This is a genomic window from Rhizobium sp. P32RR-XVIII, from assembly GCF_012641395.1.
In the GTDB taxonomy this organism is placed as follows: domain Bacteria; phylum Pseudomonadota; class Alphaproteobacteria; order Rhizobiales; family Rhizobiaceae; genus Rhizobium.
Map to the genome: position 1 here is coordinate 36,529 of NZ_JABAIH010000011.1, position 23,553 is coordinate 60,081.

27 protein-coding genes and 1 tRNA gene are annotated in these 23,553 nt (G+C 60.5%); 18 read left to right on the forward strand and 10 right to left on the reverse strand.

Annotated features, from left to right (window positions below; all coding sequences use genetic code 11):
* Positions 1-23 precede the first annotated feature (23 nt).
* Positions 24-608 (reverse strand): TetR/AcrR family transcriptional regulator, encoded by a 585-nt coding sequence (locus HGP14_RS25125; RefSeq protein ID WP_168832596.1) that lies wholly within the window; start codon positions 606-608, stop codon positions 24-26.
* Positions 609-731: 123 nt separating this feature from the next.
* On the opposite strand from HGP14_RS25125, the gene HGP14_RS25130 reads away from it, so the two are divergent.
* Entirely contained in the window at positions 732-2,027 is a 1,296-nt protein-coding gene (locus HGP14_RS25130) for an MFS transporter (protein WP_168832597.1), read from the forward strand.
* A gap of 120 nt (positions 2,028-2,147) precedes the next feature.
* Positions 2,148-2,232: transfer RNA gene (locus tag HGP14_RS25135), tRNA-Leu, on the forward strand.
* A gap of 30 nt (positions 2,233-2,262) precedes the next feature.
* Here the strand turns inward: HGP14_RS25135 and HGP14_RS25140 are convergent.
* Entirely contained in the window at positions 2,263-2,469 is a 207-nt protein-coding gene (locus HGP14_RS25140) for a hypothetical protein (RefSeq protein ID WP_168832598.1), read from the reverse strand.
* A 180-nt stretch (positions 2,470-2,649) separates the two neighbouring features.
* Between HGP14_RS25140 and HGP14_RS25145 the strand changes: the two genes are divergently transcribed.
* On the forward strand, positions 2,650-4,416 hold the full coding sequence (locus HGP14_RS25145) for a cation:proton antiporter (protein WP_168832599.1): 1,767 nt from the start codon (positions 2,650-2,652) through the stop codon (positions 4,414-4,416).
* On the opposite strand, the gene HGP14_RS25150 is transcribed toward HGP14_RS25145, so the two are convergent.
* Complete coding sequence (locus HGP14_RS25150) at positions 4,386-4,682, reverse strand: hypothetical protein (RefSeq protein ID WP_168832600.1); 297 nt, start codon at positions 4,680-4,682, stop codon at positions 4,386-4,388. The two genes, HGP14_RS25145 and HGP14_RS25150, sit on opposite strands and share 31 nt — an antisense overlap.
* A 199-nt stretch (positions 4,683-4,881) precedes the next feature.
* On the opposite strand from HGP14_RS25150, the gene HGP14_RS25155 reads away from it, so the two are divergent.
* Both HGP14_RS25155 and HGP14_RS25160 read left to right on the forward strand, forming a co-directional pair.
* Entirely contained in the window at positions 4,882-5,472 is a 591-nt protein-coding gene (locus HGP14_RS25155) for a YqaA family protein (RefSeq protein ID WP_168832601.1), read from the forward strand.
* Between the two features lie 22 nt (positions 5,473-5,494).
* The gene (locus HGP14_RS25160; protein ID WP_168832602.1) at positions 5,495-6,010 is read left to right on the forward strand and encodes a disulfide bond formation protein B; all 516 of its coding nucleotides are present in this window, start codon (positions 5,495-5,497) and stop codon (positions 6,008-6,010) included.
* A gap of 15 nt (positions 6,011-6,025) precedes the next feature.
* On the opposite strand, the gene HGP14_RS25165 is transcribed toward HGP14_RS25160, so the two are convergent.
* Positions 6,026-6,583: an HNH endonuclease gene (locus HGP14_RS25165; RefSeq protein WP_168832603.1), complete on the reverse strand. Its 558-nt coding sequence runs from the start codon at positions 6,581-6,583 to the stop codon at positions 6,026-6,028.
* Positions 6,584-6,694: 111 nt separating this feature from the next.
* Positions 6,695-7,381, reverse strand: a complete 687-nt coding sequence (locus HGP14_RS25170; RefSeq protein ID WP_168832604.1) for a DNA-3-methyladenine glycosylase — start codon at positions 7,379-7,381, stop codon at positions 6,695-6,697.
* Here HGP14_RS25170 and gluQRS point away from each other — a divergent pair.
* The gene (gene gluQRS, locus HGP14_RS25175; RefSeq protein WP_168832605.1) at positions 7,380-8,261 is read left to right on the forward strand and encodes a tRNA glutamyl-Q(34) synthetase GluQRS; all 882 of its coding nucleotides are present in this window, start codon (positions 7,380-7,382) and stop codon (positions 8,259-8,261) included. The genes HGP14_RS25170 and gluQRS overlap by 2 nt on opposite strands.
* Here the strand turns inward: gluQRS and HGP14_RS25180 are convergent.
* Positions 8,226-9,191: a YihY/virulence factor BrkB family protein gene (locus HGP14_RS25180; RefSeq protein ID WP_168832606.1), complete on the reverse strand. Its 966-nt coding sequence runs from the start codon at positions 9,189-9,191 to the stop codon at positions 8,226-8,228. The two genes, gluQRS and HGP14_RS25180, sit on opposite strands and share 36 nt — an antisense overlap.
* 97 nt (positions 9,192-9,288) lie before the next feature.
* On the opposite strand from HGP14_RS25180, the gene HGP14_RS25185 reads away from it, so the two are divergent.
* The 7 genes from HGP14_RS25185 (at position 9,289) to HGP14_RS25215 (ending at position 14,627) form a co-directional block, all read left to right on the forward strand.
* Positions 9,289-10,122 (forward strand): SDR family oxidoreductase, encoded by an 834-nt coding sequence (locus HGP14_RS25185; protein WP_168832607.1) that lies wholly within the window; start codon positions 9,289-9,291, stop codon positions 10,120-10,122.
* A gap of 18 nt (positions 10,123-10,140) precedes the next feature.
* A complete protein-coding gene (locus HGP14_RS25190) occupies positions 10,141-10,344 on the forward strand; it encodes a twin transmembrane helix small protein (protein WP_168832608.1) in 204 nt (67 codons plus the stop codon).
* A 21-nt stretch (positions 10,345-10,365) separates the two neighbouring features.
* The gene (locus HGP14_RS25195; protein WP_168832609.1) at positions 10,366-10,944 is read left to right on the forward strand and encodes a cob(I)yrinic acid a,c-diamide adenosyltransferase; all 579 of its coding nucleotides are present in this window, start codon (positions 10,366-10,368) and stop codon (positions 10,942-10,944) included.
* A gap of 37 nt (positions 10,945-10,981) precedes the next feature.
* The gene (locus tag HGP14_RS25200; protein WP_168832610.1) at positions 10,982-11,716 is read left to right on the forward strand and encodes a rhomboid family intramembrane serine protease; all 735 of its coding nucleotides are present in this window, start codon (positions 10,982-10,984) and stop codon (positions 11,714-11,716) included.
* Between the two features lie 181 nt (positions 11,717-11,897).
* Positions 11,898-12,647 carry an electron transfer flavoprotein subunit beta/FixA family protein gene (locus HGP14_RS25205; protein WP_168832611.1) on the forward strand — a complete coding sequence of 250 codons (750 nt, stop codon included), beginning with the start codon at positions 11,898-11,900 and terminating at the stop codon, positions 12,645-12,647.
* A gap of 23 nt (positions 12,648-12,670) precedes the next feature.
* Positions 12,671-13,600 carry an electron transfer flavoprotein subunit alpha/FixB family protein gene (locus tag HGP14_RS25210; protein ID WP_168832612.1) on the forward strand — a complete coding sequence of 310 codons (930 nt, stop codon included), beginning with the start codon at positions 12,671-12,673 and terminating at the stop codon, positions 13,598-13,600.
* 145 nt (positions 13,601-13,745) lie between these two features.
* Positions 13,746-14,627, forward strand: coding sequence for a 3-hydroxybutyryl-CoA dehydrogenase (locus HGP14_RS25215; protein ID WP_168832613.1), 882 nt, complete (start codon positions 13,746-13,748; stop codon positions 14,625-14,627).
* 88 nt (positions 14,628-14,715) lie between these two features.
* Here the strand turns inward: HGP14_RS25215 and HGP14_RS25220 are convergent, their stop codons facing one another.
* Both HGP14_RS25220 and tlpA read right to left on the reverse strand, forming a co-directional pair.
* Positions 14,716-15,246: a hypothetical protein gene (locus HGP14_RS25220; protein WP_168832614.1), complete on the reverse strand. Its 531-nt coding sequence runs from the start codon at positions 15,244-15,246 to the stop codon at positions 14,716-14,718.
* Between the two features lie 256 nt (positions 15,247-15,502).
* Positions 15,503-16,165, reverse strand: coding sequence for a thiol:disulfide interchange protein TlpA (gene tlpA / locus HGP14_RS25225; RefSeq protein WP_168832615.1), 663 nt, complete (start codon positions 16,163-16,165; stop codon positions 15,503-15,505).
* Positions 16,166-16,206: 41 nt separating this feature from the next.
* On the opposite strand from tlpA, the gene argH reads away from it, so the two are divergent.
* The 5 genes from argH to HGP14_RS25250 all read left to right on the forward strand — a co-directional run bounded on the left by argH (position 16,207) and on the right by HGP14_RS25250 (position 22,511).
* On the forward strand, positions 16,207-17,607 hold the full coding sequence (argH, locus tag HGP14_RS25230; RefSeq protein WP_168832616.1) for an argininosuccinate lyase: 1,401 nt from the start codon (positions 16,207-16,209) through the stop codon (positions 17,605-17,607).
* Between the two features lie 79 nt (positions 17,608-17,686).
* Entirely contained in the window at positions 17,687-17,881 is a 195-nt protein-coding gene (gene lptM, locus HGP14_RS25235) for an LPS translocon maturation chaperone LptM (RefSeq protein ID WP_168832617.1), read from the forward strand.
* An 11-nt stretch (positions 17,882-17,892) separates the two neighbouring features.
* Complete coding sequence (gene lysA, locus HGP14_RS25240) at positions 17,893-19,161, forward strand: diaminopimelate decarboxylase (RefSeq protein ID WP_168832618.1); 1,269 nt, start codon at positions 17,893-17,895, stop codon at positions 19,159-19,161.
* Positions 19,162-19,325: 164 nt separating this feature from the next.
* On the forward strand, positions 19,326-21,983 hold the full coding sequence (locus HGP14_RS25245; protein ID WP_168832619.1) for a TIGR02302 family protein: 2,658 nt from the start codon (positions 19,326-19,328) through the stop codon (positions 21,981-21,983).
* Between the two features lie 78 nt (positions 21,984-22,061).
* Complete coding sequence (locus HGP14_RS25250; protein ID WP_168832704.1) at positions 22,062-22,511, forward strand: hypothetical protein; 450 nt, start codon at positions 22,062-22,064, stop codon at positions 22,509-22,511.
* A 12-nt stretch (positions 22,512-22,523) separates the two neighbouring features.
* Here the strand turns inward: HGP14_RS25250 and HGP14_RS25255 are convergent, their stop codons facing one another.
* On the reverse strand, positions 22,524-22,883 hold the full coding sequence (locus HGP14_RS25255; protein ID WP_027512336.1) for a response regulator: 360 nt from the start codon (positions 22,881-22,883) through the stop codon (positions 22,524-22,526).
* Positions 22,884-23,003: 120 nt separating this feature from the next.
* The gene (hpt, locus tag HGP14_RS25260) at positions 23,004-23,546 is read right to left on the reverse strand and encodes a hypoxanthine phosphoribosyltransferase (protein WP_168832620.1); all 543 of its coding nucleotides are present in this window, start codon (positions 23,544-23,546) and stop codon (positions 23,004-23,006) included.
* Positions 23,547-23,553: the final 7 nt, after the last annotated feature.

Below are 23,553 nucleotides of genomic sequence, written 5' to 3' on the forward strand. Positions count from 1 at the left end.
CATGAGCTTCAAAAGCGGCGCCTTCAGGCATCGGCAGATTTTGCCGGTGCCAGCTTCTCCCTCATCGTCGACAGGAACTGGCCGGCAAGCTCGCGATTTTCGACGGCGCGCGCCAGGCTGACGGCCCCCATCATTGACGAGAGCGTCGTGAATCCGTTCTTGCGGCGCTCCTCGGGCGTATCGCCGGGCACGATCTCGGCGAGGATCGAGACGAGGGCCGAAAGCCCGTCGTTGAAGATTTCCCGCACGGCACCGGTGCTGCGGCTGACCTCGTCCATCAGCGAAACAAAAACGCAGCTGTTACCGGGATCATCCACCGCACACCAGGACACGTAATGCTCCAGGAGCGCCTCAAGCGGCCGTTCCGGAGACTTGGCGATCAATTCCTTCCACCGGATCTCCACCCTCGCGATCAGGGCACGGCTTACCTCCAGCTGCAGCTCTTCCTTCGATTGAAAGTGCCCGTAAAAACCGCCATGCGTCAGCCCGCAGGCTTTCATGATGTCGGCGACGCCGACGCCGTTGAACCCGTTTTCGCGGAACATGACACCCGCCGTCTCCAGGATCTTCTGGCGATTTTCTGCAAATTTCTCGCGGCTGACGCGCATGTACCGGCTCCGGAAATAGTCGCTTGACAATTTATATGACGTCCATCATCAATACGCAAGAAATATGATGACCATCATCTAAATCTGTGATCCATCCATCATTCCCACGAATGGAATTTGCCCATGGTCTCCGCTGCGCTTGCATCCACCCTTGCCCGTCGCAACATCCATTATGGATGGGTCGTTGTCGCTGCCACCTTCCTGACCATGCTGGTCACCGCCGGTGCCATGGGCGCACCGGGCGTCCTCATTAAGCCGCTCCAGGACGAGTTCGGTTGGGAAACCTCTCAGATTTCCTCCGCGCTCGCGATTCGCCTGCTTCTCTTCGGCCTGATGGGTCCCTTCGCAGCGGCCTTCATGAACTATTTCGGCGTGCGCAAGGTCATCGTTTTCGCGCTGGCGCTGATCGGTGCCGGTTTCATCGGCTCGCTGTTCATGACGTCGCTTTGGCAACTTCTGCTGCTCTGGGGCATCGTCGTCGGTTTCGGCACGGGCCTGACGGCCATGGTGCTTGCTGCGACCATATCGACACGCTGGTTCACCAGGCATCGGGGCCTCGTTGTCGGGATGCTTTCCGCAAGCTCGGCCACCGGCCAGCTCGTCTTCCTGCCGCTGATGGCTGAGCTGACCGAACGCTACGGCTGGCGCTCCACGGTCTTCTTTGTCTGCGCCATGATCATGGTTGCAGCTCTTGTCGTCCTAGCCTTCATGCGCGACCGTCCCTCGGACGTTAATCTGCCCTCGGTTGGCGAGACCCATATTACGCCACCGCCTGCGCGCGGCACATTGACCGGCGCCTTGAAGACGCCGATCACGATTCTGCTTGAAATCTCGAGAACCTCGACCTTCTGGATCCTGTTCGCGACCTTCTTCATCTGCGGTCTCAGCACGAACGGCCTGATCCAGACGCATTTCGTCACGCTCTGCGGTGATTTCGGCATCATGCCGGTCGCCGCCGCCAGCGTCCTTGCCGTGATGGGCATCTTCGACTTCTTCGGCACGATCGGCTCCGGCTGGCTGTCGGATCGCTTCGACAATCGCTGGCTGCTCTTCTGGTACTACGGTCTGCGGGGCCTCTCGCTGCTTTTCCTGCCCTTCAGCGATTTCAGCTTCTACGGTCTTTCGATCTTCGCGGTCTTCTACGGTCTCGACTGGATCGCCACCGTTCCACCGACCGTCAAGATCGCCGCCGACCGCTTCGGGCGGGAAAAGGCGGGCCTGGTCTTCGGTTGGGTTTTTGCAGGCCACCAGCTCGGCGCGGCGACCGCTGCCTATGGCGCGGGGCTCTCGCGCACCGAGCTCTCGAGCTACCTGCCGGCTTTCTTCACCGCCGGCGCCTTCTGCTTGCTCGCCTCAATCCTCGCGATCACGCTGAAGAAATCCAGCCTGACGGCCCCGGCGCCCGCCGCCGCTCACTGATGCAATAGGCTTCCAGTATGCAACGCCCGGATGTTGCATCAAATCAACCCGATAAGCCCGCCTGCCGTCTTGCGCGCGCAGGCGGGAGCGTGTTAGACACCCGGCTCGTCGGTATCCGTTGCCCCATTGGCGGAATTGGTAGACGCGCTCGACTCAAAATCGAGTTTCGAAAGAAGTGCTGGTTCGACCCCGGCATGGGGCACCACCGACTTCCAAAAAAGCAACCGCGCGGCCTCTAGTGGATCGTCTGAATCCTGATCTCCTCCTTTGCAGCGAACGATTGGCATTCCTCCGGATCGTCGCCGACAAAGATGACGTCGCCTTCAGAGTCAAAAAGACCCCAGCAAGCTTCGTCCTCGAGAAAGACTTTCCGAACATATCCAAATTCTACGGCTTCGAAATAACGGTTGGATGTGAGATCAACAGCTTTTAGTTCTCGCATGGAACTCTCCAGTGAGACTCAATATTATGTTTTAGTGCAATATTATACTTCGCTTTGAACCTAGCGCCAAGCTGGTGTCTTCTAAGCGACGGGCCTGAATCGCGCGATTTCAAATCAAGTGTTTAATTTCCCCGATACTTCGTTAAAAGTGGCCGCCTCGAACCAACGTCAGGGGCGGATGTGCATCAGGAAGCAACCCTTTTCGCGACGATTGCCATAGGTTTCGTCTTTGCGGCGGGGCTCGGATACCTCGCCGACAGACTCCGGCTGCCGCCGCTTGTCGGCTATCTCGTGGCCGGCATTCTTATGGGACCGTATACCCCCGGTTTCGTTGCGGATACGGCGCTTGCCAGCCAACTGGCGGAAATGGGCGTCGTCCTGCTGATGTTCGGCGTCGGCCTGCATTTTTCCACCGCCGATTTGCTGGCCGTGCGCGGCGTCGCGGTACCGGGCGCGATCGCGCGGATCGTGATCGTTACGCTTCTCGGCATTGGGCTCGTGAAATGGTGGGGCTGGGGTCTTGGTGCGGGGGTTGTCTTCGGTCTCGCCCTGTCGGTCGCAAGCACGGTCGTGCTGTTGAAGGCCCTGGAGGAGCGAAACCTTCTCAATTCGGCCAGCGGCCGCGTCGCCGTCGGCTGGTTGATCGTCGAAGACCTGGCCATGGTTCTGGCGCTGGTGCTGCTGCCCGCTCTCGCCGAATTCCTCGGCGGCCACGCCGCCAACGGTGCCGCGCATGATCCAGGATTGCCGCTTTGGCTGACGATTGCGTTGACGCTGCTGAAAGTCGGCGGCTTTGCGATCCTGGCGATCTTGCTCGGACCGAAGATCGTCCCCTGGCTCCTCATGCGAGTAGCCCGGACAGGTTCACGCGAGCTGTTCACGCTCACGGTGCTCGCCGTCGCGCTCGGCATCGCTTTCGGCTCCGCTGCAGTCTTCGGCGTCTCGTTCGCGCTCGGCGCTTTCTTCGCCGGCGTCGTGATGAGCGAGTCCAATCTCAGTCACAGGGCCGCTGCCGACTCCCTGCCGCTTCAGAACGCCTTTTCGGTGCTGTTCTTCGTCTCGGTCGGCATGCTGTTTGATCCGTCGATCCTGGTGCGCCAGCCGATGGCCGTGGTCGGTGCGCTGGCATTGATCATCGTCGGCAAGGCGATCATTTCCTTCCTGATTGTGATCATGCTTCGCTATCCGATCGGAATGGCCCTGACCGTGTCGGGCGGGCTGGCGCAGATCGGCGAATTTTCCTTCATCCTGGCAGGCCTCGGGGTCTCGCTCGGCCTGTTGCCGCAGGAGGGACAGGACCTGATCCTCGCCACCGCGATCCTGTCGATCACGTTCAATCCGGCCGTCTGCTACGGTGCCGAAGTGCTTCACAAGCGCGCCCATAGGAAATGGCCGCATCTTTACGACAATTATGGCCGCCGGCGGCTCGATATCCTGGGCCGCGAACTCGAGAAAAACCGCCTGCTCGGTGAAAAACGCGCGCGCGAGCATAAGCTGGAGATAGAAAAGCTCATCGAGACCTTTCCGCTGTTTTCGGAGGTCGACGAGTATTCTCAGGAGGAGCTGCTGCTGCTTTTCCGGCCGAAATCGGCGCTTCCCGGCGAAAGGGTGGTGCGCAAGGGCGACCGGGGCGATGGCATGTATTTCATTTCCTCGGGCGCGGTGGAGGTGCGCGTCGATGGTGATCCAGTTCGCCTGGAGGCCGGTGCCTTTTTCGGCGAAATAGCGCTATTGACGGGTGGGCGCCGAACGGCCGATGTCATCGCTGTCGATTTCTGCCAGTTCCTGGTGCTGGACCGCCGTGACTTCAACATGTTCACGGCGCACCACCCGGCATTAAGGGCCGCCGTCAGCGAGATGGCGCGCGAACGGGCGGAAATGAATGTCATGCGGGCGAAGCGCCAGGCGCAGCCGGATCAGCGCGAACGCTCCACCGAAGGCCAATAGGCATCGGCGTGGAAATCCTCGGGAATCGGATTGAGCCGAGAGAGCGTTTGGGCCGCAAAATCGAGCTGCATCTTCAAATATCTCAGTGCTTCGGGCTGTGGAGCCCCTGTCGCAAGCTGTCGCACGTAGGACGTATGATAACCGCTTTCACGAAGACGCCGGACCGCTTCCCGCCGCACATCTTCGCTGCTTGGCTGCCTTTGGGCTGCGGCTCCCACCTCATCGGCCGCTTTGCCCAGGCCGCCTTCAATCACCCTAAATTTCATTCGTCGCACCTGTAAATTAGACCCGAAAGCAGCTTGCAGCCGGCTGACCGATTTGCAATCTGCCAAAATGCCGCGAGCGGCGCTGACATTCGGATCACGAAAATTTTCGCCAACAGCCTGGCGTTATCGCGACGTTAAAGGATTTACAGGCCCGGACCGGTTCCCTAAAGCTTTTGCACCGCAGCACGAAAGGAATGGAATGCTCCGCAGACTTTACGACTGGACCATGTCTCTCGCCGCCCGCAAATCGGCCGAAGTCTGGCTCGCCGTTATCGCCTTCGTCGAAAGCTCCGTCTTTCTCGTTCCGGCCGATGTCCTCTTCCTTCCGATGGCACTGGCCAAACCTGAGCGCTCTTATCGATATGCAATCGTCGCGACGATCGCCTCGGTTCTCGGCGGCATTGCCGGCTGGGCGCTTGGTTTCTACGCCTACGAGACGGTGGCGAAGCCGGTACTGGAATTTTATGGGAAGCTCGATGCCTTCGAGCAGATGAAGTCCTACGTCACCTACGAAACGATACTGCTTCTGCTGGTGACCTCGGGGCTGGCGCACCTGCCACCGATCAAGATCGTAACGATCCTTTCCGGCGTCATTCACGTCAATATCTGGCTGTTCATCGTCTCTGCGATCGTTGCACGTGGCGCACGCTTCCTGTTCCTGGCTTGGCTGCTTCGGCGGTATGGCGAATCGATCCGCCATTTCATCGAGAAGCGCCTCGGACATATCGTCAGCATCGGTGCCGTGGTCGCGATGGTGCTCTATATTGCATACCGCTACCTTGCACACTGAGCCAACCTCCCGGAGTTCCTCCATGACTGCCATTGCCTCGCCATTTTCCCGCCCGGTCGTTCTCTATTCGCTGCTCCTGGCTCTTGGCATGGCAGTCGTGGTTGGGACAGCGCTCGGTTTCCAGTATATCGGCGGCTATATTCCCTGTGCGCTCTGCCTGCTGCAGCGCCAGCCTTATTACTACGCCATCCCGATCGCGATCCTGGGAGCGCTTGCATCCTTTTTCGGTCTACCGAACTGGATCGGCCGCGCGCTGCTTTTGGCGGCTGGGATGCTGATGGTGGTCGGAGCCGGAATGGGGGTCTATCACGCAGGTGTCGAATGGCACTTCTGGGCGGGACCTGCGACCTGCTCGACGAGCGCAAGCAGCATGACGCAGAACGCCGGCGACCTGCTGACGGAACTCAATACGATCACCGGCCCTTCGTGCACCGACGCAGCGCTCCGCGTGCTCGGCCTGTCCTTCGCGGGCTGGAATGTGATTGCAAGCCTCGTTCTTGCGGCCTTCGCCTTCGTCGGCGTCCGCAAGTCGGCCTGAAAGAGACTGCTGCCGTTACGGCTGCAGTTCGGTATCCCAGTAGAGATAATCGAGCCAGCTGTCGTGCAGATAGTTCGGCGGGAAGAGCCGGCCATTGTTGTGCAGATCCTGCACGGTCGGCTGATACGGCTTCTGCGTGGGGAACATCCCTGCCTGCTTCGGCAGCTTGCTGCCCTTCCTGAGATTGCAGGGAGAACAGGCCGCCACGACATTTTGCCAGGTTGTCTCGCCGCCATGGGCGCGTGGGATGACGTGATCAAAGGTTAGATCATCATGCTCGCCGCAATACTGGCATTCGAACTTGTCCCGGAGAAACACGTTGAATCGCGTGAAGGCCGGGTTCCGTGAAGGCTGAACGTATGTCTTGAGGCAAACGACACTCGGAAGCCGCATCGAGAAGCTCGGCGACGAAACCGAATGTTCGTATTCTGCGATGATATTCACACGGTCAAGGAAAACCGCCTTGATCGCGTCCTGCCAGGACCAAAGCGACAAGGGATAATAACTCAAAGGCCTGTAGTCAGCGTTCAGGACGAGCGCCGGCAGGGCCTGGGGGGAGACTGCAATCGTCAAAGGACTCTCCTGAGCGATTCGGCATCTGCATCCTTATATTAGGCCGGTTGTGACAGCCTTGTGAAGTCCAATAAATTCAGCGAATAAAGGCTAATTCATGAGCGTTGCCGATCAGCCGACCGGCAGCAGTCCACGACCCAGTTTCTGCGCGTAGTAGGCCCAGAACAGCCTTGCCGCGACAGATCGCCAGGGAGACCAGATCGCGGCAAGCGAGGCGAGCGCTTTTGCCTGTGGGCGTTTTTCGAGACCAAGAGCCGCAGCAACTGCATTCTGCAGCGCGACGTCTCCGGATGGGAAGACGTCGGCATGCCCACCGCAAAACATCAGATAGACTTCTGCCGTCCAGGGACCGACGCCCTTCAAGGATGTCAACTCGGCAAGCGCTTCGGCAGGCGGCTTCACGGAAAGTGCCGCGAGATCCAGATCGCCTGATGCCACCGCGTCGGCGATACCCGACAGCGTCGTCGCTTTCGCGCGCGACAAGCCGAACTGCCGCCAGGCTTCCGGATGAAGCGCGACATAGCCTTCGGCCGTCAGCAGTCCATCTGGGGGAAGCATGCGCCGCCAGATGGCTTCGGCGCTTGCGCGCGAAACCATCTGCGAGACGATGATATGCGCAAGCCCCGCAAACCCGGGTTCGCGAAGGCGGAGCGGAATCGGGCCTGCCTCCTCGGCAATCACTGCGAGCCGCGGGTCGAGGCGCAGCAGATGCTCCATTCCCTCGCGGATATCCTCTTCGCCTCGAATGATCTGCACAGTGCCTCGCGATGGTTTCGAATCCGTGGCAGAAGAAAGCATGACCACGACTCAGCGTCAAAAGCCTGTTTTTCGTTTTGCACCCAGCCCCAACGGCCCGCTGCATCTTGGCCACGCGCTTTCGGCTTTCCTCAATCAGGACATGGCAGCGGCGGCGAACGGACGTCTTTTGCTGCGCATCGAAGACATCGACCAGACGCGTTGTACACCCGATTTCGAAGCAGGCATCTACATCGATCTCGAATGGCTGGGGATCGGCTGGGAAAAACCCGTTCGGCGGCAGTCCGCGCATTTCACGGAATATCAGGCGGCGCTGCGCACGCTGATCGAGCGCGGACTGGTCTATCCTTCGTTTCTGACGCGCGGCGAGGTCAAGGCCAGAGTGACCGCCTCCGAAGCCGGCGGCAATCCCTGGCCGCGCGATCCGGACGGTTCGCCGCACTATCCAGCCGACGATCGCGACCGCAGCGAGGGTGAGCGGCAAAAGATGCTCGCATCGGGACTGAAGCACGCTTGGCGTCTCGATATGCGGCGCGCGCTGCAATCCCTCGGCTGCACCTTGCGCTGGAGCGAAACCGGCGACGCACAAACCGGCGAGATTGCAGCCGATCCATCGATTTGGGGAGATGTCGTTCTCTCACGCTCCGATGCACCATCAAGCTACCACCTTTCGGTCGTCATCGACGACGCGCTGCAGGGCGTCACGCATGTGGTGCGCGGGCTCGACCTCTTTCATGCGACGTCCGTCCACCGGCTGCTGCAGGCCCTGCTCGGTCTGCCGGAACCCATTTATCACCACCATCGGCTGGTGACGGACGCGGCGGGACGCAAACTCTCCAAAAGCGAAGGCCATACCGGCCTTGCCGAATTGAGAGCCAAGGGCTTGTCAGCGGCCGATATCCGGCACCTTGTCGGCCTTTGAGGACTTGCTGGCCTGTCCGCCCAGGAAGTTGCGGGAAAAAATGGCGCGTACGCGAAATTTCATCAGCGCCGCGTTGACCTCTGCGCCGATGATGAAGATCACGCCAACCATGTAGAGGAAAATCAGCACGACCATCACCGATGCCAGACCGGCATAGGTGGCCGTGTAGTTGGCAAAGGTCGCAAGGTAGTAGGCGAAGATCACGGCTCCGGCGAGCCAGAAAAGCAGTGTCAGCAGGACGCCGGGTATGACGTCATAAACGTGCCGCCGGCCGGCCGGCAGCCAGAGGTGAACGACGAGCAGGCCGACTGTCAGCACGAAGAGCGTTCCGTAGATTCGCCAGCTGAAGACGATCTCAAGTGCGTCGACAATGAGCGGCAGCCGTTCGCGGATGACGTCGGGGAGCCATTCGAGGGTGTCGTTGTTCAACAGCCATTCGCGCGCATAGTTGAGCCCCACCGGCACGGCGACGAGCAGGATGCTGATGGCGGCAAAAATGATGACAGCAACGAGGACATAACCGAGGCTGGCAAGGCGCGTTAAATACCATGGCCGCGTTTCCTGCACGCGGTAGGCACGATTGAGCGAAATGCGCAGCGCTTCGACGCCGTTCGAGGCGAAGTAGGCGGCAGCCAGTACCGAGACCGTCAGCAGCCCGCCACGCGGGATAGTCAGGACTTGAAGCACTTGATCGGCAACGGGCTTGGCGATCGCCTCCGGCCATGTATCGAAAATGAGATGGACGGCCGTCGCGGAAAACTGATCGGCGCCAAGGAAGTTCGCAAGCGCCGTGCCGAAGATCAGGAAGGGAAAAACCGCAAGCAGAATCGACAATGCAACATGGCTTGCCATGGCGAAACCGTCATCCTCGATGAGATGGCAAATTGCGTCGTATGCCACGTCGTAGAACGTCCGCACTATCTTCGGCATTCCGTCCCCATCTTCGGCCTTTCGTCAGCCGGCTTTCGTCGTTGTATCCTCCCGTCGAATATGGGAAACCAGTCGCATTTTGTACAGGAATCAATCCATGGCGGAGCAGCGCACCATCATCGTGACCGGATGCTCGTCCGGCATCGGTGCTTATTGCGCGCGAGCTCTGAAGGATGACGGCTGGCGCGTCTTTGCAACAGCGCGGAAACACGACGACGTGGCATCGCTGCGTGCCGACGGACTCGAAGCTTTCCTGATGGATTATACGCGGCCGGATTTGATCTCTGGCTTCGTTCGGGATGTGACCGAGGCGAGCGGCGGGCGCATCGACGCGCTTTTCAACAACGGTGGTTACGGCCAGCCCGGCGCGGTCGAGGATCTGACGACCGATGTGCTGCGCGCGCAGTTCGAAACGAATTTCTTCGGCTGGCACGAACTGGCACGCCAGGTGCTGCCCTTGATGCGAAAGCGCGGTTCGGGCCGCATCGTGCAATGCTCGTCCATTTTAGGGTTGGTACCCTATCGCTTTCGCGGCGCCTACATTGCATCGAAATTCGCGCTCGAGGGCCTGAGCATTACATTGCGTATGGAGCTTCAAGGCAGCGGCATCCATGTAAGCTTGATCGAGCCGGGACCGATCGCCTCCCGCTTTACCGTCAATGCGCTCGCCAAGTTCAAAGAGCATGTCGATATCGGTAATTCGGTACATGCGGCAGACTACCGACGGCAGCTCGCGCGGCTTGAGGGGACAGGCACGAAGAATCGACATAAGCTTCAGCCGGATGCCGTCTATACCGTGCTGAAACACGCATTGAACTCGGACGCTCCGAGGCCACATTATCCTGTAACAACTCCGGCAAAACAGGGCATGCTCCTGAAGAGGCTGCTTCCGGCGGATCTCTTCTACCGTTTGATGCGCCGGACCGACTGAACAAGAAAGCCGAACGCCATGTCCACGGTCACCTACATTCTCGCAATCATCGTCATGGGCCTTGTGGCGCTCGTGTTGATCCGCGGCCTCTTCAATATGATGAAGGGCGGCAATCCGAACCTTTCCAACAAGCTGATGCAGTTGCGCATATTGCTGCAGGCGATCGCGGTGATTCTCATCATGCTGACGCTGTGGCTGACGGGCGGCGGGCGGCCGACCTGACGATTTTGCCAAGGAGGATGCATGGTCAAGCTCAACAAGATCTATACCAGGACGGGCGACGACGGCACGACGGCGCTCGTTTCCGGACCGCGGCGGCTGAAGCATGATCTGCGCGTCGAAGCCTATGGCACGATCGACGAGACGAACTCGGCGATCGGCATCGCCCGGCTGCACACGGCAGGCATGCCCGATCTCGACCAGATGCTGATCCGCATCCAGAACGATCTCTTCGATCTTGGCGCCGATCTGGCGACGCCCGAGACGGGAGAGACGCCGGAATACGAACCGCTCCGCATCGTCGACACGCAGGTAACGCGGGTTGAACACGACATTGACGCGCTGAATGCCGCCTTGCAGCCGTTGAAATCCTTCGTCCTGCCGGGCGGCTCAGCGGCAGCCGCACATTTGCATCTCGCCCGCACCATTTCGCGCCGCGCCGAGCGCTTGATGGTGGCGCTGTCGCGCACCCCAGATGAAATCGTCAGCGAGGCGGCGCTGAAATATGTCAATCGGGTTTCCGATTTCCTCTTTGTTGCCGCGCGATACGCGAATGATCGCGGCAATGCGGACGTGCTTTGGGTTCCGGGTAAAAACAGGTAGGCTCCCACCGGTTAGGATTTGCCGGGGGCAGGCTTTCATGTTCATTCCGCTGCACGATGCCAATACGCTGAAGCACATCAAAGTGCAGTGGGTGACGCTGAGCTTGATCGGCGTGAATATCGCAGTCTGGCTTTTCACCGATTTCTTCGTTCCAGAGCAGGTGGCTCAGGCAGCGGCAGTCGGCCTCGGCTACATACCGGCTGTCGCTTTTCACCACGCAGTGCTTGCTCCCGGACTCGCGATCGCGCCCGACCCGCTAACCTACGTCACCTATGCCTTCGTCCATGCCGGCTTCTGGCATCTCGCTTCCAACATGCTGTTCCTATGGGTGTTCGGCGACAATGTCGAAGATGCGATGGGGCATTTTCGCTTTCTGCTGTTCTATCTCATCTGCGCCGCCTTCGGCGCGCTCTGCCATGGTCTGCTTGCGTCCGACTCGCAGGCACCGCTGATAGGCGCCTCAGGTGCGATTTCCGGCGTGGTCGCGGCCTATGTCATCCTTCACCCGCGCGTGAGGGTCTGGGTGCTGGTCTTCGCGCGCATTCCTTTGCCACTTCCCGCCTTCGTGCCGCTGCTGCTCTGGATCGGGCAGCAGTTCTTCATGCTGATTGTCGATCCGGGCGGCAGTGTTTCCTGGAGTGACCATGCCGGCGGAATCATCGCCGGCGCCTTTCTGGTCTTCTTCATGCGCCGCAGAGGCGTACCTCTGTTCGATCGCGAGATCGTTACGCCCCGGGCCGTCCGAAGCACGCCGGCTATGAGGCGGACATGAGCAGCCGGACCTCAAATGTTGACGTGAACGTAAGCGGCATATATTTGCCGGAGCAATTTGTCTGTCTGCGACCGGCGAGCGTTGTATTTGGAGGAAAAACGCGTATCCATGTCGCCATTCGACAATCGGACCGGCGCCGAAGGGCGCATTTTCTTGGCGAAAGAGTTGAAGGAAGGACCCCATGAAAATTCTCGTCCCCGTGAAGCGGGTGGTTGATTACAACGTGAAGATCCGCGTCAAGCCGGATGGCACGGGTGTCGAGCTTGCGAATGTGAAGATGTCGATGAACCCGTTCGACGAGATCTCGGTCGAGGAAGCGCTGCGGCTGAGGGAGGCCGGCAAGGCCGATGAGGTCGTCGCCGTGTCGATCGGTCCGGCCAAGGCCGAGGAGACGCTGCGCACCGCGCTTGCAATGGGCGCCGACCGGGCGATCCTGGTCGAGACCGACGATCAGGTCGAGCCGCTCGCCGTCGCCAAAATCCTCAAGGGCGTCGTCGAAGCCGAGCAGCCGGGGCTGATCATCGTCGGCAAGCAGGCGATCGATGACGACTCCAACCAGACCGGCCAGATGCTGGCGGCACTGCTGCGCATTTCGCAGGCGACCTTCGCCTCGAAGATCGAGATCGGTGAGGGCAAGGCGACCGTGACCCGCGAAGTCGATGGCGGCCTGCAGACGATCGAAGTCAAGCTGCCGGCCGTCGTCACCACGGACCTGCGCCTCAACGAACCGCGCTACGCCTCGCTGCCGAACATCATGAAGGCCAAGAAGAAGCCGCTCGACAAGAAGGTTCCTGCCGATTTCGGCGTCTCCACCGAGCCGCGCCTCAAGGTCCTGAAGACCGAAGAGCCGTCGGGCCGCAAGGCCGGCGTCAAGGTGAAGTCGGTCGCCGAGCTCGTCGAGAAGCTCAAGACCGAAGCCGGCGTCCTCTAAGGTTCGAGAAAGGAATTACGACCATGGCCATTCTTCTTCTGGCTGACCACGACAATCAAAGCCTTTCCGACCAGACCGCCAAGGCGTTGACCGCCGCTACCCAAATCGGCGGCGATGTTACCATCCTCGTCGCCGGCAAGGGCGCCAAGCCTGCCGCCGACGCGGCTGCCAAACTCTCAGGTGTTTCCAGGGTATTGCTCGCCGAAAGCGATGCGCTCGCCAACAACCTTGGCGAACCGCTCGCCGACCTGATCGTTTCTCTGGCCGCCAGCTACGACACGATCGTCGCGGCCGCCACCTCGACCGGCAAGAACGTCATGCCGCGCGTGGCCGCCCTGCTCGACGTCGCGCAGGTCTCGGAAATCATCGAGGTCGTCTCCGCCGACACCTTCAAGCGGCCGATCTATGCCGGTAATGCCATCCAGACGGTGCAGTCGACCGATGCCAGGAAGGTCATCACCGTGCGCACCGCTTCCTTCGCCGCTGCCGCCGAGGGCGGTTCCGCAGCGGTCGAGGCGATCCCGGCCGTTTCCGATCCCGGCCTTTCGACCTTCGTCAAGGACGCATTGTCGGCTTCCGACCGGCCGGAACTGACCTCGGCCCGGGTGATCATCTCCGGCGGTCGCGCCCTCGGCTCGGCCGAGAAGTTCAAGGAAGTCATCCTGCCCGTCGCCGACAAGCTGGGTGCAGCCGTCGGCGCTTCGCGCGCGGCGGTCGACGCCGGCTATGCGCCGAACGACTGGCAGGTCGGTCAGACCGGCAAGGTCGTCGCCCCGGATCTATACATCGCCTGCGGCATCTCGGGTGCCATCCAGCACCTCGCCGGCATGAAGGACTCGAAGGTCATCGTCGCCATCAACAAGGACGAGGAGGCGCCGATCTTCCAGGTGGCCGACTACGGGCTGGTCGCCGACCTGTTCGAAGCCCTGCCGGAACTGCAGAAGGCTCTCTGAACGAGCAGATTGCCCACTTTTCGCATCTGCGAAAGACTGGAAAATTATCATTTATAGCGCTACTACTGCTGCCGGGCGATACTTTGCCCGGCAGTTTCATTTAGAGAAGCACGGCAGAGCAAGACGACTGCCGCGGGGGTTGGCGATGAATGCGGTGTTGAAAATGATCGGGATTGTCGGCGCGGGTCAGATGGGCTGCGGCATCGCCCAGGTCTCAGCAACTGCGGGCTACAAAGTCCAACTCTATGATCTGTCCCAGGAGCGCATCGAATCAGGCCTGGCGACCATCAACGGCAATCTCGCCCGGCACGTCACGAGCGGCAAGATGACGGATGAAGAGCGCAAGGCGACGCTTTCCCTTATCTCCGGATCGGCCAACCTGAACGACCTCGCTCCGTCCGATCTGGTTATTGAAGCGGCGACCGAGGAGGAAGCTGTTAAGCGCAAGATCTACGCGCAGGTCTGTCCGGTCCTGAAGCCGGAAGCAATTCTCGCCACCAATACATCCTCGCTTTCGATCACGCGGCTAGCTTCGGCGACGGACCGGCCCGAGCACTTCATGGGCATTCATTTCATGAATCCCGTCCCGGTGATGAAACTGGTCGAACTGGTGCGCGGCATCGCCACCGACGAAACAACGTTTGCGACCGCGAAGAATTTCGTCGCGTCGCTCGAAAAGACCGTCACGGTTGCTGAAGACTTTCCGGCTTTCATCGTCAACCGCATCCTGCTGCCGATGATCAATGAGGCGATCTACACGCTCTATGAAGGCGTCGGCACCGTCGATGCCATCGACACGGCCATGAAGCTCGGCGCCAACCACCCGATGGGACCGCTGCAGCTTGCCGACTTCATCGGCCTCGACACCTGTCTCTCGATCATGCAGGTGCTGCATGATGGCCTGGCGGATTCGAAATACCGTCCCTGCCCGCTGCTGGTCAAATATGTTGAAGCCGGCTGGCTGGGCCGCAAGTCCGGCCGCGGTTTCTACGACTATCGCGGCGAGACGCCGGTCCCGACGCGCTGAGGCGCCAGATGATCTCGCGGATCCGCGAGATGTCGGTTTCCATTCCTGCTATTTGAGGCTTCGCGGCTCACCAAAACGCCATCGAGGCCTATGCCCCGCGAGCGTCGCGCTTTGCCTGTGAAACAGCGCCAGCCTTCCGCAATCTGCCTCGCTCCATAGGACGGATGAGATTTTTGGGCTTTGAACTTTCGATCGAGTGCATGCCTGCATGGGCCTGGCGTGCGTTAAATGACTCGTCGTTCTCGCCTTTCGCTTCTTTCTTTCGCGCCAACGCGGCTCGCATGTTCTCGACCATCTGAACTTTAGCAAGCATTCTACGCCGACGAGCTTGTTCGGCGTTCACACTACGCACGCCCATTGCCAGAACTTCAAGTTTGGCTCTCGTGCCCGTATCCTTGCGTGCTGGCGTCGCCCCTTTGGGTTGCGCCTTGCCTCTGATTTCCCTGCGCTGCCTGTTCGCCTCGCTTTGTGCGCGATCGCGCCTTTCACGTATTCTCTTGGCGAGGTCCGAGAGATCAGCATCCGACAGGTCCTGCATTGCCGGGTGGTGGGTTTTTTGAACGAGTTGCCATTCGTCCGCCGTTAGCAAACGCTCTGCCTGCTTGCGCGAAATTGCCATCTACGCCTCCACCAGTAAACTGACCTGCGTTCGATAGGGCTACGTCGCCTGCCACCTGAGCGAAGCGAGTTAAAGCTTCAAAAGCTTGAGAGACGCCGTCTCCTTCGGCGTCAATTTGGTCGCGGGCTCGACTTATGCGTTAAGCACGCAACTTAGGCTCGTTCATAATGTAGCGCCGCACGGCAAGGTCCGCAATGTGCCTCCAATATCGATGGTCGCGCGATCTCTTTGAGGTACGATTCTAGGTTGTCGATGTTCACGTCCCCACCGCGCCCTTGATCAGTGCCTTCGCATCGCCGCTATCCCATGCGGCGGGGCCGTTCATGGCCGAAACCAGGCAGCCCTTGTCGTCGATCAGCAAAGTGACAGGCAGGCCGAAGGCAAGCCCTTCTTTCTTCAGGCTGTTGAAGACGCCGATCGTATTGTCGCGGTAGAGCTGCAAGGAATCGACGCCAGTTTCGCTCAGGAAGGCCTTCGGCTTTTCGTCATCGCCGGTATCGATATTGACCGCGACGACCTGGAACTTGTCGTTGCCCATCTCCTTCGCCAGCGCGTTCAGCGCCGGCATTTCCTCGCGGCAGGGCACGCACCACGTCGCCCAGAGATTGAGAAGCACGGTTTTGCCTGCGAAATTCTCGAGCGTCAGCGGCTTGCCGTCCGGACCGTTGAAGGCAACCGATGTAAGTTTGCGCGGCTCATCGACGGCAACCATCGCCGCAACCTCGCCCCTGGCGAGCGGCCCTATCTTCCCCGCGAGATGCTTGGCGGCACTACATTCGCCCGATGCGGTTTGCGCGCCGCCATTGCCATACCCGGTCTCCTTAATGTAAACCGCTGCCGCACCGGCAATGATGCCCGCGACGGCGGCTATCCCGATCAACTTCAGAGATGGCAGTCCGAACGGCTTTCTTGTCGTCATTTCATTCCCCAGAGCATGCATTCTTCAAGGCAGGCAGCTTCATGGCCGACACCACGGACACCAAATCCTCCAACCAGATGTGGGGCGGGCGTTTCGCTTCCGGTCCCGACGCCATCATGGAGGAGATAAATGCATCGATCGGTTTCGACAAGAAGCTGTTTGCCCAGGATATCCGTGGATCGATCGCCCATGCGACGATGCTTGCCCATCAGGGCATCATTTCCACAGACGATAAGGACAAGATCGTTCACGGGCTAAACACGATCCTGTCAGAAATCGAGAGCGGCAATTTCGAGTTCTCCCGCCAACTCGAAGACATTCACATGAATGTCGAGGCTCGGCTTGCGACGCTGATCGGTCCCGCCGCCGGACGCCTGCACACAGCCCGCTCACGCAACGACCAAGTGGCGCTCGACTTCCGGCTCTGGGTGAAGGAGGAACTGCAGAAAACCGAGGCGATGCTGACGAACCTCATCGCGGCCTTCCTCGACCGCGCCGAAGAGCACGCCGAAAGCGTCATGCCGGGCTTCACCCATCTGCAGACGGCACAGCCCGTCACCTTCGGCCATCACTGCATGGCCTATGTGGAAATGTTCGGCCGCGACCGTTCGCGTGTGCGTCACGCCATCGAACATCTCGACGAAAGCCCGATCGGCGCTGCGGCACTTGCCGGCACCGGATACCCTATCGACCGCCACATGACGGCCAAGGCGCTCGGCTTCCGTGAACCGACCCGCAATTCGATCGACACGGTCTCCGATCGCGACTTCGCCATCGAGTTCCTGTCGATCGCCGCAATCTGCGGCATGCATCTGTCACGGCTTGCCGAAGAGATCGTCATCTGGTCGACGCCGCAGTTCGGCTTCGTGCGCCTGTCGGATGCCTTCTCCACCGGCTCCTCGATCATGCCGCAGAAGAAGAACCCCGACGCGGCCGAGCTGGTGCGCGCCAAGACCGGCCGCATCAACGGCTCGCTGGTCGCGCTGCTGACGATCATGAAGGGCCTGCCGCTCGCCTATTCCAAGGATATGCAGGAAGACAAGGAACAGGTTTTCGACGCCGCCGAGAGCCTGGAGCTGGCAATCGCAGCCATGACCGGCATGGTGCGCGACATGACGATCAACACCGCCCGGATGAAGGCGGCGGCCGGCTCGGGCTATTCAACCGCCACGGACCTTGCCGACTGGCTGGTGCGCGAGGCAGGCCTTCCGTTCCGGGATGCCCATCATGTGACTGGCCGCGCCGTCGCACTTGCCGAAAGCAAGGGCTGCGACCTCGCCGAACTGCCGATTGCCGATCTGCAGGCGATCAACCCTGGTATCACCGACAAGGTCTATGACGTGTTGACGGTCGAGGCATCGGTCGCAAGCCGCAAGAGCTTCGGCGGCACCGCACCCTCCGAAGTCAGAAAGCAGATCGCCTACTGGCGCGGCCGCAACTGACAAAATAATCAGGGTGCACAAGGCTGAGAAACTTCGCTATGAAGATGTCCAAACTTCTGCCCTTCGATACGAGGCCCCTATGCAGACCAGCTTGCCGTACCTCATCCGCCTGACGGTTGTTTTTGCCGTCGTCGGCCTTGCCGTTGCCGGATGCGGACGCAAAGGCGACCTCGATCCGCCGAGCGCGATGGCCACGAAGGAAGGCGACGTGTCGAAGCCGACCAAACAGCCGGGCACCGTCGACAGGCCGTTCCTCCTCGATCCCCTGCTCTAAGGCATATTCCCGTGAACCACTTTGAATACCGCGACGGCATCCTTTACGCCGAGAACGTCCCCGTTCCGGAAATCGCCAAGGCCGTCGGCACGCCTTTCTATTGCTATTCGACCGCAACGCTTGAGCGCCACTACCGGGTCTTCACCGAAGCCTTCAGCGATATCGATGCCATGGTCTGCTATGCCATGAAGGCGAATTCGAACCAAGCGGTGTTGAAGACGCTGGGCAAGCTCGGCGCCGGCATCGATGTCGTTTCCGAAGGTGAGCTGCGCCGCGCGCTCGCGGCCGGCATTCCGGCAAGCCGCATCATGTTTTCCGGCGTCGGCAAGACGCCGCGCGAGATGGATTTTGCGCTCGAAGCCGGAATTTATTGCTTTAACGTCGAATCGGAACCGGAACTGGAAATCCTGAACCAGCGCGCCATCAAGGCGGGCAAGAAGGCCCCGGTCTCCTTCCGCATCAACCCGGACGTGGATGCGAGGACGCATGCGAAGATCTCGACCGGCAAGAAGGAAAACAAGTTCGGCATTTCCTGGGAGCGCGCCCGCGCCGTCTATGCTCAGGCGGCGAAAATGCCCGGCATCGAAGTCACGGGCATCGACATGCATATCGGCAGCCAGATCACCGAACTGCAGCCGTTCGAAGACGCCTTCAAGCTGCTGCGCGAGCTGGTGAGCACGCTTCGCGCCGACGGTCACGATATCCACCACGTCGACGTCGGCGGCGGCCTTGGCATCCCCTACAAGGACGACAACAACCCGCCGCCACCTCCGGAGGCCTATGCCGCGGTCGTCAAGAACCAGCTGCGCGGGCTTGATTGCAGGATCGTCACCGAACCGGGCCGCCTCATCGTCGGCAATGCCGGCATTCTCGTCACCGAAGTCATCTATGTGAAGGACGGCGGCGAAAAGACCTTCGTTATCGTGGACGGCGCGATGAACGACCTCATCCGCCCAACGCTTTATGACGCCTATCACGAAATCCGCCCGGTGGTGATCTCGGCGGCCAACGCGCCGCGGATCAAGGCCGATATCGTCGGTCCGGTTTGCGAGACCGGTGACTATCTGGCACTCGATCGTGAAATGGCGATGCCGAAGCCGGGCGATCTTTTCGCCGTCAGTTCCGCGGGTGCTTATGGCGCCGTGCAAGCCGGCACTTACAACAGCCGCCTGCTGATACCGGAAGTTCTGGTCAAGGGGGCCGATTTCCACGTGGTTCGTCCTCGCGGAACCTATGAGGAACTGATAGGTCTCGACTCCGTCCCCGCCTGGCTCGGCTGAGAAACCCATCACTTTTTCTCGAATAGACATGAAAAACCGGCTTTGCTGGCCCTTCGCCCTCGTCTTCGCCACAAAGAGTGTTATCTTTTTGTGATGCGAGCGTATTGCCCAGCAATCGCCGGAAGCGCCATCTGTTACTCTAACACCAAACGGCGGAGACCGGATTGACGAAGAGCCCCCGCAGGCAAAGACAAGGTGCATTTGCCCTTCGGCCCTCTCTTGCGAGGCTTGTGGCGGTAAAGCGGTTCTTTGCGCGCCTGGTGCTCGTTTCCGAGCAGATCCTGCCGTCCCTGGTCGCTGTTCTCTCGGTCGTCGCTCTTTATCTTGCCGCTTCGTGGTTCGGCATTTTCCGTTTCATTCCCGATTTCGCGCGCGTCGGTCTGCTGATTGCTTTCGGTATTGCCCTGCTTGTTTCGCTCGCTCCGTTTCGCAAGCTTCGCTGGCCGAATACTGCCGCCGCCGACCGTCTGCTGGAGGAGCGCAATGGCCTGCCGCACCAGCCGGTGACGGTGCAGGAGGACCGGCCGGCTTTCGATACGCCGGTCGCACAGGCACTCTGGCGCGAGCACCAGACGCGCATGGCGGAGAAAATTGCAGCCCTTGATGCAGGCCTTCCCCGTCCGGACATCGCAGCGCACGACCGTTTCGCGCTTCGCGCCATCCCGGCCCTTCTTGTCGTTACCGCCTTCGGTTACTCGCTTTCAACCGGTGGCGGCTCGCTCACCGACGCGCTGCAGCCGCCCGCCACGCCGGCGGCAAGCAACCCGGCGGTGCGCATCGATGCATGGGTCACGCCGCCATCCTATACCGGCCGCGCGCCGGTCTATCTGACGGCAACCGGCTCCGAGCAGGGCGCTATCAACGTTCCGCAGTCCTCGAACCTGACGGTCCGTGTCAGCGGTGGACAGGTGGCCGAGAAGGTTCTCTTCAAGAAGGCGTCCGGCGAGGCACAGGAAATTTCTACGGACGCAAAGCAACAGCCCGCCGCACCGCAGGGCCAGCCGCCGGCTACCGGCACGCCCGCCACGCCGGTGCTTGCTGCACAGACGCATGTGATGAAACTTGAGGAGAACGGCGCGCTGCTCGTCAACGGCCGCACGTGGACCTTCAAGGTCATTCCAGACAAGGCGCCCGAGATTGCTTTTGACGGATTGCCCAAACGCAGCGTCAATGGCGCACTGGAGATCGGCTTTAGGGTTAAGGACGACTACGGGGTGCAGGAGGCGCGTGCTGAGATCGTGCCGGTCGAATCCGACCCGGAGGCAAAGGCACTTTATCCGCTGCCCGATTTCCGGCTGGACATTCCGCGCCGCAACGCGCGGGACGCCAAGGCCGTCACCAGCAAGAACCTGACGGAACACCCGCTTGCCGGCAAGCGGGTGCGCGTGACGCTTGTTGCGAAGGACGCAGCGGGCCAGACCGGCCGAAGCCCACCGCATGAAATGACGCTGCCGTCGCGTCCGTTCTTTGAGCCACTGGCCGCCGCGGTTGCGGAGGAGCGTCAGGTCTTTGCCCTCGACACCCGCAAGATGCCGGAGGCAATCGCGCTCAACGAGGCGCTGACGATTCGGCCCGAGGAGACCATTCCCAAACTGACCAACTACCTGCTGCTGGAATCCGCCCGCATCCGAATGAAGCTTGCTCGCAACGAAGAGCAGCTCAAGGATACGGCGGATTACCTCTGGGATATCGCGCTCGGTATGGAGGACGGCGACCTTTCGCTCGCCGAGCGCAACCTGCGCAATGCCCAGCAGAACCTCGCCGATGCGCTGCAGCGCAATGCCCCGGACGCGGAAATCAAGAAGCTCATGGATGAGCTCCGCAAGGCGATGAATGAGTATATGAAGGAACTGGCCCAGCGCATGCAGAATGCGCCGATGCAGCCGAACCAGAACGCGCAGAACTTCATCCGCCAGCAGGATCTGGAGCGCATGATGGACCAGATCGAGAATCTGGCACGCTCCGGAAACCGCGACGCCGCTCAGCAGCTGCTGTCCGAACTGCAGCGTATGATGAACAACCTGCAGGCCGGCAGGCCCCAGCAAGGCCAGCAGGGCGACAATAGCCAGATGCGCCAGCAGATGGACAAGCTTGGCCAGATCCTCCGCGACCAACAGCAACTGATGGAGCAGACGTTCAAGCTTGACCAGCAATTGAAGGACCGGATGCAGCGGGGCGACCCGAACATGGGCATGAACGATCCGCTGCTGGACGAAATGATGCCGGGCCAGGAGGGCCAGCCGCAGGACCAGCCGCAGGACCAGCAGCAGGGCCAGAACGGACAGCAGGGCGATCAGCCATCGGACCAGATGACTGAAGAGCAGCTCCGCGAAGCGCTGAAGCAATTGCGCGCCCAGCAGGATGCACTCGGCAAGCAGCTTGGGGAACTGCAGAAGGGCCTCGGCGAGATGGGCATGAAGCCCGGTCCGGGCTTCGGTCAGGCGCAGCGCGAAATGGAGGGCGCCGGCCGCGAACTCGGCCAAGGCCGCGGCGACACGGCTGTGCAGGGCCAGGGCCGCGCGCTCGAAGCGCTCCGCCAGGGCGCCCGCGACATGATGAACCAGATGATGCAGGCACAGCAAGGCCAGCAGGGCCAGGGACCGCAAGGGCAGGTCGGACAGGGCAACCAGAACGGCCGCGATCCGTTGGGCCGCCCGCGCCGCGCCAACGGTCCGGACTTCGGCAATGACGTCAAGGTTCCTGACGAAATCGATGTCCAGCGCGCCCGCGAGATCCTCGATGCCATCCGCGAAAAGCTGGGGAACAACCCACCGCAGGAGATGGAGCGGCGTTACCTCGAGCGGCTGCTGGATATTCAGTGACCGGACAAGATAAGCCGTTTCCGTTCAGCGAAGAGCTTCGTAATGTCGTCCGCGGAATTGACGGACGATAACGATTCGATGGCCATTCTCTTCAAGACTGTAATTAGCGAAAACACCGCGTTTGAGATGATCGAACAGGCGCTCTCTGGCGCCTCTCGATATGACGGCTATCTCAACGTCGTCAGCGATACCGGCGAGACGGCGCTGTCCTGGGGACCGGCGATGCATGCCGAGGAGTTCAAGGCCGAGATCAGCGAGGTCCTCAGGAAGACATGGGATGCCGCCCGCTTCTGGGTCATCTACGAACGCCGCGACGATCGCAAGGATCCGGAAGCGACGGACATCCGCAATGCGGCTTTCCGGCTGACGCGCGGCTACAGCGGCGTCTCCGTCATCACGCTAAGCCTTCTCGGAAAACGTGACAGTGACAACGATATCGAACTGGTCTTTGTCTGCTTCGAGCAGGACTTTCATAGACGGAATTTCCGGGTGCGCTACGAAGGTAAGTTCATCCCGGACGAGAAGTGAGGCTGCCCAGGATCAGGCAGCCAGAGCGCGTGCAACCGCCTTGCGGATATCCGGCAGCGCAAAAGGCTTCGACACGACATCGACGATCTTTTCCGCAAGATCATCAGCGCGTTCGCGCTGCTCGGCATAGCCGGTCATCAGCAGGATTTTGAGCGCCGGAAAGGCTGATTTCGCCTGATGCGCAAGCTCGATGCCGTCCATCACCGGCATGCGGATATCCGAAAGCAGCAGGTCATAGACCCCGTCCTTCAGCTTCTCCAGCCCCTCGGCGCCATCGGCTGCTTCGTCGGTCTCATGACCGTCAAGGCGCAAGGCCCGGGCTACGAAAGAGCGAAGCGAATCCTCGTCTTCCGTGATCAGAATTTTTGCCATGATGTGCATCGCTCCGTCTTCATGCCCCGAAGCGGAAATTGCACGGCGGTCCTTTTCGATCGGTAAACGGAAGCAAGCGATGGACGGGATGGTTAACAACCCGTCTTGAAGCCGATGAGCTCAGGCGTCGCCGGTAACCACGCCGACGAACGGCAGTTCGCGAAAGGCATAGGCGACATCCATGCCGTAGCCGACGACGAAATAGTCGGGGCATTCGAAGCCGACGTAATCCGCCTCGAGCTTTTCCTTGCGCTTGACGCTCTTATCGAGCAGCACGGCGATGCTGACGTGCCGCGCGCCGCGCGCGTAAAGCAGTTCCTTGGCGAAAAGCAGGGTACGGCCGGATTCAAGGATGTCGTCGATCAGCAGTACGTCGCGATCCTTAACGTCGCTGTCGATATCCTTGACGATGCGCACACCCTGCGAAACAGTTCCTGTTCCGTAACTCGAAAGCGTAATGAACTCGACTTCGGGCGCGAGCCCGCTGTCGTGCAGTGCACGGATCAGGTCGGCGGCGAAAATGAACGAGCCCTTCAACACGGCGATGACGAGCAGGTCCTTTGTCGGACCTGCGGCAATCCGTCTTGCCATCTCGTGATTGCGCTCGGCAATCTGTTCGGCGGTGAAAAGAGGCTCGATATTTTTTCCGCGCACGACAGGCATACGGCTT

Coding starts and splice junctions, on each gene's coding strand:
- HGP14_RS25125 (WP_168832596.1), bottom strand. CDS start 608: ATGCGCGTCAGCCGCGAGAAATTTGCAGAAAATCGCCAGAAGATCCTG.
- HGP14_RS25130 (WP_168832597.1), top strand. CDS start 732: ATGGTCTCCGCTGCGCTTGCATCCACCCTTGCCCGTCGCAACATCCAT.
- HGP14_RS25140 (WP_168832598.1), bottom strand. CDS start 2,469: ATGCGAGAACTAAAAGCTGTTGATCTCACATCCAACCGTTATTTCGAA.
- HGP14_RS25150 (WP_168832600.1), bottom strand. CDS start 4,682: ATGAAATTTAGGGTGATTGAAGGCGGCCTGGGCAAAGCGGCCGATGAG.
- HGP14_RS25155 (WP_168832601.1), top strand. CDS start 4,882: ATGCTCCGCAGACTTTACGACTGGACCATGTCTCTCGCCGCCCGCAAA.
- HGP14_RS25160 (WP_168832602.1), top strand. CDS start 5,495: ATGACTGCCATTGCCTCGCCATTTTCCCGCCCGGTCGTTCTCTATTCG.
- gluQRS (WP_168832605.1), top strand. CDS start 7,380: ATGACCACGACTCAGCGTCAAAAGCCTGTTTTTCGTTTTGCACCCAGC.
- HGP14_RS25170 (WP_168832604.1), bottom strand. CDS start 7,381: ATGCTTTCTTCTGCCACGGATTCGAAACCATCGCGAGGCACTGTGCAG.
- HGP14_RS25180 (WP_168832606.1), bottom strand. CDS start 9,191: ATGCCGAAGATAGTGCGGACGTTCTACGACGTGGCATACGACGCAATT.
- HGP14_RS25185 (WP_168832607.1), top strand. CDS start 9,289: ATGGCGGAGCAGCGCACCATCATCGTGACCGGATGCTCGTCCGGCATC.
- HGP14_RS25190 (WP_168832608.1), top strand. CDS start 10,141: ATGTCCACGGTCACCTACATTCTCGCAATCATCGTCATGGGCCTTGTG.
- HGP14_RS25195 (WP_168832609.1), top strand. CDS start 10,366: ATGGTCAAGCTCAACAAGATCTATACCAGGACGGGCGACGACGGCACG.
- HGP14_RS25200 (WP_168832610.1), top strand. CDS start 10,982: ATGTTCATTCCGCTGCACGATGCCAATACGCTGAAGCACATCAAAGTG.
- HGP14_RS25205 (WP_168832611.1), top strand. CDS start 11,898: ATGAAAATTCTCGTCCCCGTGAAGCGGGTGGTTGATTACAACGTGAAG.
- HGP14_RS25210 (WP_168832612.1), top strand. CDS start 12,671: ATGGCCATTCTTCTTCTGGCTGACCACGACAATCAAAGCCTTTCCGAC.
- HGP14_RS25215 (WP_168832613.1), top strand. CDS start 13,746: ATGAATGCGGTGTTGAAAATGATCGGGATTGTCGGCGCGGGTCAGATG.
- HGP14_RS25220 (WP_168832614.1), bottom strand. CDS start 15,246: ATGGCAATTTCGCGCAAGCAGGCAGAGCGTTTGCTAACGGCGGACGAA.
- tlpA (WP_168832615.1), bottom strand. CDS start 16,165: ATGACGACAAGAAAGCCGTTCGGACTGCCATCTCTGAAGTTGATCGGG.
- argH (WP_168832616.1), top strand. CDS start 16,207: ATGGCCGACACCACGGACACCAAATCCTCCAACCAGATGTGGGGCGGG.
- lptM (WP_168832617.1), top strand. CDS start 17,687: ATGCAGACCAGCTTGCCGTACCTCATCCGCCTGACGGTTGTTTTTGCC.
- HGP14_RS25250 (WP_168832704.1), top strand. CDS start 22,062: ATGGCCATTCTCTTCAAGACTGTAATTAGCGAAAACACCGCGTTTGAG.
- HGP14_RS25255 (WP_027512336.1), bottom strand. CDS start 22,883: ATGGCAAAAATTCTGATCACGGAAGACGAGGATTCGCTTCGCTCTTTC.
- hpt (WP_168832620.1), bottom strand. CDS start 23,546: ATGCCTGTCGTGCGCGGAAAAAATATCGAGCCTCTTTTCACCGCCGAA.